The sequence below is a fragment of the Megamonas sp. genome, assembly GCF_986095205.1.
This window is the reverse complement of the sequence record NZ_CFQVBI010000011.1, coordinates 22,575-35,468: the sequence shown is the minus strand read 5'-3', so window position 1 is coordinate 35,468 and position 12,894 is coordinate 22,575. Positions and strand designations below refer to the sequence as shown.

Annotated in this window: 16 protein-coding genes; 8 read left to right on the top strand and 8 right to left on the bottom strand. The window is 32.8% G+C overall.

All coding sequences use genetic code 11. The annotated features are described in order from the left end of the window. Positions 1-6 precede the first annotated feature (6 nt). From hisH to AC5LAX_RS01340, 8 genes are read right to left on the bottom strand one after another with little or no spacing between them, the layout of a single operon-like run. Complete coding sequence (hisH, locus tag AC5LAX_RS01375; protein ID WP_008538431.1) at positions 7-627, bottom strand: imidazole glycerol phosphate synthase subunit HisH; 621 nt, start codon at positions 625-627, stop codon at positions 7-9. A gap of 32 nt (positions 628-659) precedes the next feature. Beyond that, positions 660-1,265: an imidazoleglycerol-phosphate dehydratase HisB gene (gene hisB / locus AC5LAX_RS01370; protein ID WP_224169691.1), complete on the bottom strand. Its 606-nt coding sequence runs from the start codon at positions 1,263-1,265 to the stop codon at positions 660-662. Positions 1,266-1,279: 14 nt separating this feature from the next. Further along, positions 1,280-2,347 (bottom strand): histidinol-phosphate transaminase, encoded by a 1,068-nt coding sequence (hisC, locus tag AC5LAX_RS01365; RefSeq protein WP_288909041.1) that lies wholly within the window; start codon positions 2,345-2,347, stop codon positions 1,280-1,282. Continuing rightward, positions 2,340-3,689, bottom strand: a complete 1,350-nt coding sequence (hisD, locus tag AC5LAX_RS01360) for a histidinol dehydrogenase (RefSeq protein ID WP_288909042.1) — start codon at positions 3,687-3,689, stop codon at positions 2,340-2,342. Before hisD ends, hisC begins: the two co-directional genes overlap by 8 nt. Beyond that, entirely contained in the window at positions 3,690-4,352 is a 663-nt protein-coding gene (hisG, locus tag AC5LAX_RS01355) for an ATP phosphoribosyltransferase (RefSeq protein WP_018999238.1), read from the bottom strand. It abuts the gene before it with no gap. A gap of 19 nt (positions 4,353-4,371) precedes the next feature. Further along, positions 4,372-4,923 (bottom strand): HD domain-containing protein, encoded by a 552-nt coding sequence (locus AC5LAX_RS01350; RefSeq protein ID WP_288909044.1) that lies wholly within the window; start codon positions 4,921-4,923, stop codon positions 4,372-4,374. Further along, the gene (gene hisZ / locus AC5LAX_RS01345; protein ID WP_022228548.1) at positions 4,923-6,116 is read right to left on the bottom strand and encodes an ATP phosphoribosyltransferase regulatory subunit; all 1,194 of its coding nucleotides are present in this window, start codon (positions 6,114-6,116) and stop codon (positions 4,923-4,925) included. Before hisZ ends, AC5LAX_RS01350 begins: the two co-directional genes overlap by 1 nt. 29 nt (positions 6,117-6,145) lie before the next feature. After that, positions 6,146-6,433, bottom strand: a complete 288-nt coding sequence (locus AC5LAX_RS01340; protein ID WP_008538438.1) for a YerC/YecD family TrpR-related protein — start codon at positions 6,431-6,433, stop codon at positions 6,146-6,148. 324 nt (positions 6,434-6,757) lie between these two features. Between AC5LAX_RS01340 and AC5LAX_RS01335 the strand changes: the two genes are divergently transcribed. From AC5LAX_RS01335 to bioD, 8 genes are all read left to right on the top strand, one after another. Next, the gene (locus tag AC5LAX_RS01335; RefSeq protein WP_018999241.1) at positions 6,758-7,702 is read left to right on the top strand and encodes a sugar-binding transcriptional regulator; all 945 of its coding nucleotides are present in this window, start codon (positions 6,758-6,760) and stop codon (positions 7,700-7,702) included. A 24-nt stretch (positions 7,703-7,726) separates the two neighbouring features. Then, positions 7,727-8,137: a transcriptional regulator GutM gene (locus AC5LAX_RS01330; protein WP_022228549.1), complete on the top strand. Its 411-nt coding sequence runs from the start codon at positions 7,727-7,729 to the stop codon at positions 8,135-8,137. A 33-nt stretch (positions 8,138-8,170) separates the two neighbouring features. Then, the gene (srlA, locus tag AC5LAX_RS01325; protein WP_018999243.1) at positions 8,171-8,722 is read left to right on the top strand and encodes a PTS glucitol/sorbitol transporter subunit IIC; all 552 of its coding nucleotides are present in this window, start codon (positions 8,171-8,173) and stop codon (positions 8,720-8,722) included. A gap of 50 nt (positions 8,723-8,772) precedes the next feature. Continuing rightward, on the top strand, positions 8,773-9,777 hold the full coding sequence (gene srlE, locus AC5LAX_RS01320; RefSeq protein WP_018999244.1) for a PTS glucitol/sorbitol transporter subunit IIB: 1,005 nt from the start codon (positions 8,773-8,775) through the stop codon (positions 9,775-9,777). 35 nt (positions 9,778-9,812) lie between these two features. Then, complete coding sequence (locus AC5LAX_RS01315; protein ID WP_015562625.1) at positions 9,813-10,181, top strand: PTS glucitol/sorbitol transporter subunit IIA; 369 nt, start codon at positions 9,813-9,815, stop codon at positions 10,179-10,181. A gap of 42 nt (positions 10,182-10,223) precedes the next feature. Continuing rightward, on the top strand, positions 10,224-11,039 hold the full coding sequence (locus AC5LAX_RS01310; protein ID WP_008538445.1) for an SDR family oxidoreductase: 816 nt from the start codon (positions 10,224-10,226) through the stop codon (positions 11,037-11,039). Positions 11,040-11,583: 544 nt separating this feature from the next. Continuing rightward, positions 11,584-12,153 carry a biotin transporter BioY gene (locus tag AC5LAX_RS01305; protein ID WP_288909048.1) on the top strand — a complete coding sequence of 190 codons (570 nt, stop codon included), beginning with the start codon at positions 11,584-11,586 and terminating at the stop codon, positions 12,151-12,153. 28 nt (positions 12,154-12,181) lie between these two features. Beyond that, the gene (gene bioD / locus AC5LAX_RS01300) at positions 12,182-12,850 is read left to right on the top strand and encodes a dethiobiotin synthase (protein ID WP_117463588.1); all 669 of its coding nucleotides are present in this window, start codon (positions 12,182-12,184) and stop codon (positions 12,848-12,850) included. The last annotated feature ends 44 nt before the right edge of the window (positions 12,851-12,894 follow it).

Here is a 12,894-nt window from a genome sequence, read left to right as displayed (position 1 = left end):
CTTCATTCACCCTTCTACAAAATTTTTAATAATTTTTAAACCAATATCACCTGATTTTTCAGGGTGAAATTGTGTCGCTACTACATTATCTTTTCCTACAGCAGCTACCAATTCTTCGCCATAACTAGATTTAGCTAAAATTATGGATTTATCTTCTGGACAAGCCTGATAGCTATGTACAAAATAAACATATGGTTCTTCTTTCAATCCTGCAAATAAATTAATATTTACATTCTGATTATTTTCTTCATCTATAACAATAGAATTCCAACCCATATGCGGAATTTTTAGCCCAGGAGCATTTATTTTTTTTACCATGCCTTTAAAAATTCCTAAGCCTTTTACTTCTGGTGACTCTTCACTGCCTTCAAACATGATTTGTTCACCTACGCAAATTCCCATTACAGGTTTTCCTTGTTCAATAGCTTCTAAAACAGAATTTTTTAAGCCTGATTGCTCAAAATTTTTCATGCAATCACCAAAAGCACCTACACCAGGAAGTACAATTTTATCGGCTTTTTCTATTACTTTTGCATCACTTGTAAGCACTACATCTGGAGAAAATTTCAAAAATGCTTTCTCCACACTAAATAAATTGCCTACACCATAATCCACAATTGCAATCATTAGAATAACTCCTTTAACTAAAAATTTTTATCTTATTCTAATACTCCTTTTGTTGAAGGAATTTTATCTAATGCTCTCTGGTCAAATTCTACAGCTTGTCTTAAAGCATGACCTAAAGCTTTAAATACACCTTCTACTTTATGATGAGAATTTTTTCCATACATCACTTTTATATGCAATGTAATTCCAGCATTAAAGGCAAAAGCTCGCATAAATTCTTCGACAAGTTCTGTATCAAAATCGCCAATCATCGGAGCTAATTCACCCATATCACATACTAAATAAGGTCTACCACTTATATCTAAAGACACCAAAGCTAACGCTTCATCCATAGGAACATAAAAAGTTCCATAGCGATTTATACCACGTTTATCACCAATAGCTTCTTTAAATGCCTGCCCTAAGGCAATACCACAATCTTCTACACTATGATGACCATCAACTTCTATATCTCCATCACAGAAAATATCCATATCTATCAAGCTATGCGCTGATAATAAAGTCAACATATGGTCAAAAAAGCCTATTTTAGTCTTAATATTTGATTTTCCTGTGCCATCAAGATTTAATTTTATATCAATAGCTGTTTCTGCTGTAGTGCGTTTTATAGCACCACAGCGTTTTTTATTTAAATCCATACCATTCAATCCTTTTAATTTTGACTTTCTACAAAATCTTTTATAGCTTTATACACAACATCATTTTCTGGTCTAGTTCCCATAGAAATGCGCAAGCAATTTTCAAGTCTTGGAGCATTGCCAAAAGAACGCACACCAATACCGATATTTTCAAGATATTCATTTAAAGCTACAGCTTTATCATATTTTATCAAAATGAAATTTGTTGCAGATGGATAAACTGTTATTCCATCAATTTTGCTCAACTGTTCGCTCATGCGGTTTCTTTCTGCCACTGTCATTTGAATGCGTGGAATATATTCGTCTCTCATTTGATACACTATATCAGCAGTGATAGCAGATAATACATTTACATGATATGGCATACAAGCTTTGCCTACCATTTCAATGATTTTTTTATCAGCAATCAAATAACCAACTCTAGCACTAGCTAAACCATAAGCTTTAGAGAAAGTTCTTGCAATCATCAAATGTGGATAATCTTTTAAAAATCTCATTGCAGACTTGCCATCAAATTCTACATATGCTTCATCAATGACTAAAGCACAATTAATATTTTTAGCTACATATTCAATATCTGCCATAGGAATTTTTGTACCAGTAGGATTATTTGGGGAACAAATGACAGCAAGAGAAGCTTTATTTTCTTTTACAGCATTGACAAAATCACTTGCATTGAACGTATAATCATCATTTAAATCCACAGGTACACCAATGGAAGCGCTAAATTTGGCATAGATTTTATACATGGAAAAAGATGGTTGTGGATATACTATTTTTCTACCTCTACCGCCAAAAGCGAAGAATAATTTTTCCAAAATTTCACTTGAACCATTAGCGATTAAAATATTTTCTTTATCTAATCTAAAATTATCAGCAATCTGTTCTGCTAATAATTCAACTTGTTCATTAGGATAACGGTTAAAAGCTACAGAAGCTAATCGTGCCATCAATCTATCTTCAATTATTGGTGGCAAATTCATATTAGACTCATTTGCATTTACCTTTATATCCCAATCACGCTCCACTACATCATAGCTAGGCATATCTTTTAAACCAGTTCTATATTTTAATTTAATCAATTTTTTCACCTCTTAATTTTATTGCATTTGCATGAGCTTGTAATCCTTCTGCTTCAGCTAAACGAACGATATCAGAACTTACCTCTTGCAAAGCTTTTTGTGTATATGAAATTATGCTTGTACGTTTCATAAATGTTTCTGTATTCAATACAGAATAATAACGTGCTGTGCCACCTGTAGGAAGTACATGGTTTGGCCCTGCAAAATAATCTCCAAGTGGTTCAGGGGAATAAGCACCTAAAAATACTGCGCCTGCATGACGTACATATGGAAGTAAACTAAATGGATTTTCAGTCAAAATCTCCATATGTTCTGGTGCGGAGTAGTTCGCAAGTTCCATTGCCTGCATGAGATTTTCAGTCAAAATAATGCGACCGTTTCTTTCTAAAGATGCTTTGGCAATTTCTTTTCTAGGCAATTTAGCTAATTGTTTTTCTACTTCTGCCAAAACTTTATCTGCTAAGGTTTCATCATCAGTGAGTACAATACTAGAAGCGAGCATATCATGTTCTGCCTGACTTAACATATCTGCTGCTGTATATACTGGGTCTGCTGTTTTATCTGCTACAATCAAGATTTCACTTGGACCTGCTAGCATATCAATATCACAATGTCCATATACTGCTTTTTTGGCAAGAGTTACGAAAATATTACCAGGACCTGTGATTTTATCCACTTTCGGAATAGTTTCTGTACCAAAAGCCATAGCAGCTATAGCTTGAGCTCCACCTACTTTATAAATAGCATCAACACCTGCTTCTTTAGCAGCTATCAATACATATGGATTTAATTTTCCATCACGAGATGGTGGTGCCATCATGATGATTTCTTTAACACCTGCCACTTTTGCTGGCATTACATTCATCACTACAGAAGAAGGATAAGCTGCTGTCCCACCTGGAACATAAACGCCTACTCTATCTAATGGTATTACAGATTGCCCTAATATAGAGCCATGATTTCTATATGTAATCCATGAATTTGGTTTCTGTTCTTGGTGATATCTACGTACATTTTCAATAGCCTTACGCAAAGAATTTACGATATCTTCATCAGCTACTTCATATGCTTGAGCATATTCTTCTTGTGTTACTAAAAATTGTTCAGGTGTGAAATCTGCTCCATCTAATAATTTTGTATATTTGATTACAGCTTCATCACCATTATGGCGAACTTCATTTACAATGCGTTCTACAATCTGATTAGCTGTTAAATCTTCACCGTATAATTCTTTATTTTTTCCACGAATGCGAGGATTTAATTCCACTTCATCGAAAGCGGCTTTATCTAATTTTTTTTGTATTGCTTCTAAGCCTAATTCTTTTACTTTTAAAACTTCCATTTATTCATTAGCCCCTTCCAATTCCATTTCCAAAGCTTTTACTAATTTACTGATGCGGTCAAATTTTAATTTAAAACTTGCACGATTGGCAATCAATCTAGCACTAGCTTCAGCAATAAATGCTATTTCTTCTAAATTATTTTCACGAAGTGTAGTTCCTGTTTCCACTATATCGACGATACTTTCAGATAGACCTACGATTGGCCCTAATTCGATAGAACCATTCATTTTTATATATTCCATCTGCATACCTTTACTTGTGAAAAATTGTTTTGCCACATTAGGGAATTTAGTTGCTACACGTGTATGTGTATAATCTGTTAATTTTGCTCTTTTTTTATCTTTTGGCACAGCCATCATCAAATGACATCTGCCAAAACCTAAATCCAATAATTCATAAACATCTTTTTGAGCTTCCATCAACACGTCTTTACCAATAACACCTATATCTGCTGCTCCATGTTCTACATATGTAGGCACATCAGCCGTTTTAGCTATGATAAATTTCAATTTTAATTCTTCATTAGTTATGACTAATTTTCTTGATTTTTCTTCTAAATTGTCAGCTACAAAACCAACTTTAGCAAATAAATCTTTAGCTAAATAAAATAATTTGCCTTTTGGTAATGCTATCGTTAAATATTGCATATCGTCTTTTATCATAAAATCTAACCTCTTTTTATCAATTTAAACTATCCGCTAAACAAAGTATCTGTAGTTCACCACAAGCTTTACAGTCAACTTTTTCATGATGATATCTTATTATTTCAGCAATATCATTAAGACCTAATTCATTTAATTTTTCAGCGCCAAGTTGTGCATGATTGTAATAAATATACAAAGCATATCTTCTTTTTTGCCAAAAACTTTTTGATTTATTTAATTTTAGCTTTTCAGCTTCACTAGCCCATTGTTTACTCTTTTGTGGTAAAAATTTTCCTAAAAGTACACTTGTTACTTTATCCATTAAACAAATATCTTTAGCTGTTCTACCTACATCATGAAGTAAACAAGCTCTTATCAATAAATTGCAATCTATATTTTCATATTGATTTTGCTCTATAATTTTTTGTGCTGTATATGCCACATTCAATACATGACGTTGGTCATAGACTTGCATGGCAAAAAATAATTTTTGTTCTTCATCATTTAAATATTTATCAATAAATACTTTGTCTTCTACTGTCAATTTAGCTTTAATAGCTCGCCAAAATTGTCTTATACGCTTAATCATTATTCTAAATAAATTAATTCCTTAAATAATTTATTTTTGATATAAAGCTGTGCTTGCGCCTTAGTTTGATTTGTTAAAGCTAATTCCACAACTTTTCCTTCAGCACGCAATTCATTTACTAAAGCAATAGCATCATTTAATTTATCACTTGTATAGGCAACATATATATCCTTTTGATTTTCATCACTCGCAAATTCATCAATATTATTTTGTTTATCTAAAGCTAACATCAATCTTTCTATACCCATAGCAAAACCTGTAGCAGGGCAATCTGTGCCAAAATCAGATAACATTTTGTCATATCTACCGCCACCGCAAATTGGATAACCTATCATTGGTGCATATACTTCAAAAATCATACCTGTATAATAATCAAAATCACGAATAACACCTAAATCGAATTTTACAAAATCTGCTAAATTATATGCTTTCAATAAAGTGTAAATATCATGTAGATTGTCTAAAGCTTTTCTACTTTGCTCATTCAATGCCAAATTATTTGCAATCTCTAAAACTTCTTCTTTTCCCTGTAACATTGGAATAGATTTTAATGCTTCTTTTGCTTGTTTAGGCAATTTTGTATCTTCTACAGCATTAGTTAAATCCACTAAGTTTCTCTGTTCTAAAGCTTGTCTAATTTGTAATTGTTTTTCTTGAGATAATCCCATCTGTTGCATAATGCCATTGATAAAATCAACTTGACCTATACATACCTCAAAATTTTTCAAGCCAACTTTTTGTAAACTATCCACAGCTAAAGCAATTACCTCAGCATCACCTAAGGCTTCAGCTACCCCCATCAATTCTACGCCAGCTTGATAAAATTCACATTGACGACCTTCTTGTGTCTGTTCATAACGATATACATTACTAATATAAGAAAGTTTATATGGAAGAATATCATCACTCATTCTACTAGCTGCTACACGCGCAATTGGTGTTGTCATCTCATGACGAAGAGCTACTGTTTTATTATTTTTATCAAAAAATTTAAATAGATGAGTTTCTATGCCACTACGATTATTAATCGTTAAAGTATCTACATATTCAATTGTTGGTGTAACAATTTCATCATAACCCCAAAGACTAAAATTTTTTGCCAATTTAGATTCAATCTCACGTTTTACTTTTGCATCTTTTGGCAAAAAATCTCTTGTTCCATACGGTATTTCTAATAATAGACCTTTGTTCATAAAAAATATTCCTCCATTCATTGCCTTTGTTATTTTAAACGGTTCAATACCGTATCATAACCATCTGCTCCATAATTTAAGCATCGCTTTACTCGACTAATTGTCGCTGTACTCGCTCCTGTGCGTTCTACAACTTCTTCATAAGTATGACCAGCACGAAGCATTCTAGCTACTTCTAATCTTTGAGCCAAAGCTTTCAATTCACTTACTGTACAAATATCTTCAAAAAACTGATAACATTCTTCTGTATCCTTGAGTGTTAACATAGCCTTACATAACTGATCCGTTAAATTATCTCTTAATTTAGGATTTACCATTTTTATACTCCTTTTACTTTTTTACTTTATCACTTTAACTTACGAAAATTTTATATATATAATAATCCATCTATATCTAACTGTCAAGTATGAGCTAAATTACTATAAATTTAAACATTTAAGAAGAACTATCAGAAAATTCATATTTAAAATATTTTTTTTATTTTTGTGTTGACAATATGGGGGTATAAATGCTATTATATGGGTGTCGGAACAAATGAGATATATCATCACATATGTGATGATGCATGTTTAGACAGCTTAGTTTATAATAACTATAGATATTTAAACTTTAATATTTATATTTTGAAAAGAGGTCTTAACATGCAACCCGTATCTAGAAGAATTTTAGTCAAAGTCGCTCATATGTATTATGGAGCCGACATGAAACAAAGTGATATCGCTAAAAAATTAGGAATTGACCGCTCTACTGTTAGTAAATATCTAAAAAGAGCAAAAGAAACTGGTATTGTAAAAATCTTCATAGCTCAAGACAATTTTGAAACAATTGAATCTCAGTTAGAAGAAAAGTTTAATTTAAAAGAAGTCTATATCGTCCCATCTAGTGAAAATAAAGATGAAGTTTATTCCAATTTGGGTAAAGCCGGACTAAATCTATTAAAACGTCTAATCAAGGACAAAATGGTAATCGGCTTTAATTGGGGTCGTTCCATGGGGGCTATTGGCTATCAAGCAGCTATCGAAAATTTCCCAGCTGTTGATGCTGATTTCGTACCTTTGGTTGGTGGTTCTGAAAGCTTAGATGTTGACCTTCATGTAAATACAATTTGCTATAAGGTTGCAAATGCATTCCAAGCTAGAAGCCATTATCTTTATGCTCCAGCTATAACGAAAAATACAGAAACAAAAAAAGCAATTATAAATGATACTAATTATTTAAGAATTCAAGACTTATGGGATAAATTAGATGTAGCCTTTTTAGGTATTGGTTCTCCTACATCTGCTTCCAACGTAATTTGGACTGATGGACTAAAATCAGAATACATCACTTCTTCCTTTGGTAATCGTATCATCGGTGAAACTTGCACTCGTTTTTATGATAAAAATGGTAACGAAGTACCAACTGAAGTTGTAGATAGGACAATCTCCATACCTTTTTCTCAATTACATAAAGTCAAATATGTAATCGGAGTTGCAGCTTCTGACGAAAAAGTTCCAGCTATCTATAGTGCATTAAAAGGAAAATTAATCAATATTTTAATCACTGATGAAAGCACTGCAAAAAAATTACTTAATTTTAACAGTTGATAAATAAAAAGGAGGAAAGCTCTCATGTTCTGGACATTTATTGTATTAGGTATAGTAATGTGGCTTCTCCAAGGTTTATTGAATATTTACCAATTAAAAAAATTTAATAAGGAATTAAAAAATCTTCGTCAATCTGGCCGAGTCGCAATCGGCAAGGCCAGAGGCAGATTTAAAGCAGGTTGTCTGTTACTCTTATGTATAGATGATGACTGTAAAATCATCACCGGAAAAAAACTACAAGGTGTAACAAGTTTTGCTAGATTTAAAGATTTCAATGAATTAAATGGATATTACCTTCCAGAAATCACTGAAAAAGACTGCCAAAACTTTGACAAACAAACAAGCTCTGCCATCTTATCTGCCGTTGAAGAATATAAACAATATACAAAACAACAAAAAGAAGCGTCCACATGCATTGAAAATGCATCACAATAATCAAAAAATTCTAAATTAAAGGAGAGAATATTTATGGACACTTTAGTACTACTAGCTCAAGGTTTTATTGGTATGTTTAACAAAGGTGGCGAAACGTTCATCGGTCTTGTTTCTGGTATCGTTCCTACCCTCATCTGCTTATTGGTAGCAATGAATGCAATTATCCTCTTTGTCGGCACTGATAAAGTTGAAAAATTCGCTCATCTTTGTGCTGGTAATGTTATTTCTCGTTACATGATTTTACCTGTTATTGGTACATTCTTCTTCTGTAATCCAATGACTTTATCTCTTGGTAAATTCATGCCAGAAAGATACAAACCATCTTATTATGCAGCAGCTTCTCGTTCTTGCCATACATTAAATGGTTTGTTCCCACACGTAAATCCTGGTGAATTGTTCGTATTCTTAGGTGTTGCTAATGGTATTACTCAACTTGGTTTATCTACAGTAGACTTAGCTCTTCGCTATTTCTTAATCGGTATTTTAATCAACTTCATCGGAGGCGTTGTCACTGACTTCACTACTGCTTATGTATCTAAACAACAGGGCGTAGTTTTAAGTGATAAAGTAAAAACTACTCATTAATTTTTATCAAGCAAATTTAATTCGTATATAAAATAAAGGAGATATTTATCATGGCTCAATATAAAGATGTTATTGTTAATGCTGGTGCTGGCGGATTTGGCGGACCTCTTGTATTAAAACCAGATGATAAAAAGAATAAAGTTGTCAATATTACAGGTGGGGTTATTTCTCCTGTATCTCAAAAAATCGCAGAATTAACAGGTTGCGAACTTGTTGATGGTTTCAAAACTAGTGTTCCTGATGATGAAATTCTCTGCGTAATCATTGACTGTGGCGGTACACTTCGTTGCGGTATTTATCCTAAAAAACGCATCTACACAATCAACTTAAATCCAACTGGTGCAAGCGGCCCTATGGCTAAATATATCACAGAAGATATTTACGTATCCGCAGTAAAAGAAAATTGTATCTCTTATGCTTCCGCTGAAGATGCTGCTAATGCTCCAAAAGTTGCACAAGCACCTGCAGAAGAACCAAAAAAATCTACTTACGATACAAGCAAAAAAATCACTGAACAAACTGATGTAGGCTTTATGGCTAAAGTTGGTAAATTCATGGGATATATCACAGCTACTTTATATCAAGCTGGTCGTGATACTATTGAAACAATCTTAAAAACTATCTTACCTTTCATGGCATTCGTTTCCATGCTCATCGGGGTAATCTTAGCAAGCGGTATCGGTGATATCATCGCTCATGTACTTACACCTCTTGCAGGCTCTGTAATCGGTCTTGTTATCTTAGCATTAATTTGTTCCTTCCCATTCCTTTCTCCATTCCTCGGCCCTGGCGCTGTTATCGCTCAAGTTATCGGTGTATTAATCGGTGTTGAAATCGGTAAAGGCAATATTCCTCCTAGTCTTGCACTCCCTGCATTATTCGCTATCAACGCTCAGGCTGCTTGCGACTTTATCCCTGTTGGTTTAGGTCTTGCTGAAGCTGAACCTCAAACTGTTGAAGTTGGTGTTCCTTCTGTATTATATTCTCGTTTTATCACAGGTCCAATCAATGTTGTTTTAGCATGGCTCGCTAGCTTCGGTTTATACGAAAGCTAATTTATCAATAATCAATACAAGGAGATTATCTTATTATGAAAAAAATATATTCTACTATTGTTAAAGATTTAGGTCCTATGGCAGAAGATTTTATCGGTGAAAAAATGATTATTCTCTTCAACGAAAATGCTCCTGCTGAACTTGCTGAATTCTGCGTACTTCATACTGGTAATGAATTAACTGATACTGTAGAAGTTGGCGATATTTTAAAAATCAACGATACTGAATACAAAATTGTAGAAGTAGGCTGTGAAGTTCAAAAAAATCTTAAAGATTTAGGTCATATCGCTCTTCGTTTCAATAATAATGAAGAAGGCGAATCCTTAGAAGGTAGTCTCTATCTTGAAGATAAAGCAGTTAGCCTTCCTTCAGTTGGCTCTGAAATAGCTATCTTCAAAGCATAATAAATAATAATAACAAAATTATATAAATTGGAGTGATTTTATATGTCATGGTTAGCCCTTGAAGGTAAAACAGCTGTTGTTACTGGTGGTGCTTCTGGCATTGGTAAAGCTGTAGTTCAAGCATTCTTAGATAATGGTGCAAATGTTGTTGTTTGTGATATGAACCCACAAACTCCTGAATATGATTTACATGAAGGCAGTGGAGAATTCCTCTATGTTCCTACTGATGTTACTAAAGCTGATAGCGTAAAAGCTATGGTAGAAGCTGGTAAAGCAAAATTCGGTAAATTAGATATCCTCGTAAATAACGCTGGTATCAATATTCCTCGTCTTTTAGTAGATAAAGATGATCCATATGGTAAATATGAATTAGATGAAAATGTTTTTGATAAAGTTTCTGCTGTAAATATCAAAGGTGTTTACCTTTGCGCACAAGCTTTAGGACATGAATTCGTAAAAAATGGCGAAGGCGTTATCATCAATATGTCTTCTGAAAGTGGTCTTGAAGGTTCTGAAGGTCAGAGCATCTATGCTGCAACTAAAAATGCTGTTAACTCTTTCACTCGCTCTTGGGCTAAAGAATTAGGTAAACATCATGTTCGCGTTGTTGGCGTAGCTCCTGGTATCTTAGAAGCTACAGGTCTTAGAACATTAGCTTATGAAGAATCTTTAGCTTATACTCGTGGTATCACTGTAGAACAGTTACGTGCTGGATATACAAATACAAAAACAACTCCACTTGGACGTGATGGAAAATTAACAGAAGTTGCTGATATGGTTATGTTCTTAAGCAGTCATCGTGCTTCTTATGTTCATGGTGTAACATTCAACGTTGCTGGTGGTAAAACTAGAGGTTAATAATTATATTATTAAAACTATATAGATAGGACAGATACTTATGCTTAATATAAATAAAAAAGCCACCATGAAATTGCCGTTTCATAGTGACTTAAAGCCTAATCATTGCACAGACCTAGGCTAAGTAAAGCATATGATAAAGATTTTATCCTGTCAAGCAAAACTAATTTATCCCCATCTTAAAAACAGTCAATATTAATTGGCTGTTTTTTTTGCTCCTTTTGTAAACCATTCTAAAAAATAAGTTGACAATAATTTAAATATATGTTAATTTATATTTGTTCGTTTATATATTATTTATTGGAAGAAATTGTCACTCCATACTACTATTAAAAATTTACCTTATTGAAATATTCGAACCACAGTGACAATTTCTTTCAATAAGTTTATTCTCCTTTAAAGTTTCTACATATTTAATATTAAATATAAAAACAATACCAAACACTTCTCGTATTAACAGGCTTTTATAGTAACTGAAAATTACGAGAAGATTTTCTTTTATATACCAGAAATAAACTATAAACTCTTTTGAATTGGTGATTTTATGATATTAACAAAGAAAAAAGAAATTTTATCTACGAAAAGTATGATTTTATCATCTTTATTCGTAGCTTTAATCGCGATCGGTGCTTTTATTAAAGTACCAGTTCCTGTTTGTCCCTTTACTTTGCAATTATTATTTACTACTTTAGCTGGACTTCTTTTGGGCGCTAATCTTGGTTTTGTCAGTGTCTGTGTTTATATAATCATTGGCTTAATCGGTATTCCTATTTTCACTGAAGGCGGTGGCCCTGGATATATTTTTCAACCAACATTTGGTTATCTAATTGGTTTTGCCTTTGGTGCTTATGTCGCTGGCTATCTCACTCAAAATCGCACTAAATTATCTTTCATTTATCTACTATGCGTTAACTTCCTCAATCTTTTAATCGTTTATGCCTTTGGTATGGTCTATGTATATATCATTAACAATTTTTATTTAAACACTCCTATCGGTATTTGGCCTGTAGTTTTATATTGTTTCTTATTAGCTGTTCCTGGCGATATAGTTCTTTGCATTCTCGCTGCCATATTAGGTAAAAAACTCATACCTAATTTAAAACATTATAAATAAATTATTTAGAAAAGAGATGTCTTATCTTATGAGTAAAGGTCTTTTTATTACTGCAACTGGAACTGATATCGGTAAAACTTATGTTACTGCCCTATTAGTAAAAAAACTTCGCGAAGCTAATTTCAATGCTGGCTATTATAAAGCAGCCTTGAGTGGTGCTGATAATATCGCTGAAAGTGATGCTGGCTTTGTCAATCGCATTGCCAATATCCATCAAGATGAACAAACTTTACTATCTTATTTATATAAAAATGCTGTATCACCTCATCTAGCTGCTAAAATCGAAGGCAATCCTGTAGAAAAAGATACTGTAATTTCTGATTATGCTACTGTACAAAAAAATTATGATTATGTCACAGTTGAAGGCAGTGGTGGTATAATCTGTCCTATTCGCTATGATGATAAAGCTAAATATTTTCTCACAGATATTATAAAATGGCTACATCTGCCAACATTGATTATTGCAGATGCTGGTCTTGGCACGATAAATTCTGTAGTGTTAACAGTGGAATACTTAAAACATCAAAATATTAAAGTACAAGGAATTATTTTAAATAATTACACTGGTGGCATTATGCAAGAAGATAATATCAAAATGATTGAAGACTTAACTGATATTCCTGTCATAGCTTTAGTAAAACCAAATGATAAAGATATCGACATTGATGCTAAATTTTTAGCAAGTTTATATTTATAATTAAAAACTAAATATAATTGAATATTAAATTCAAAAGAAATGGA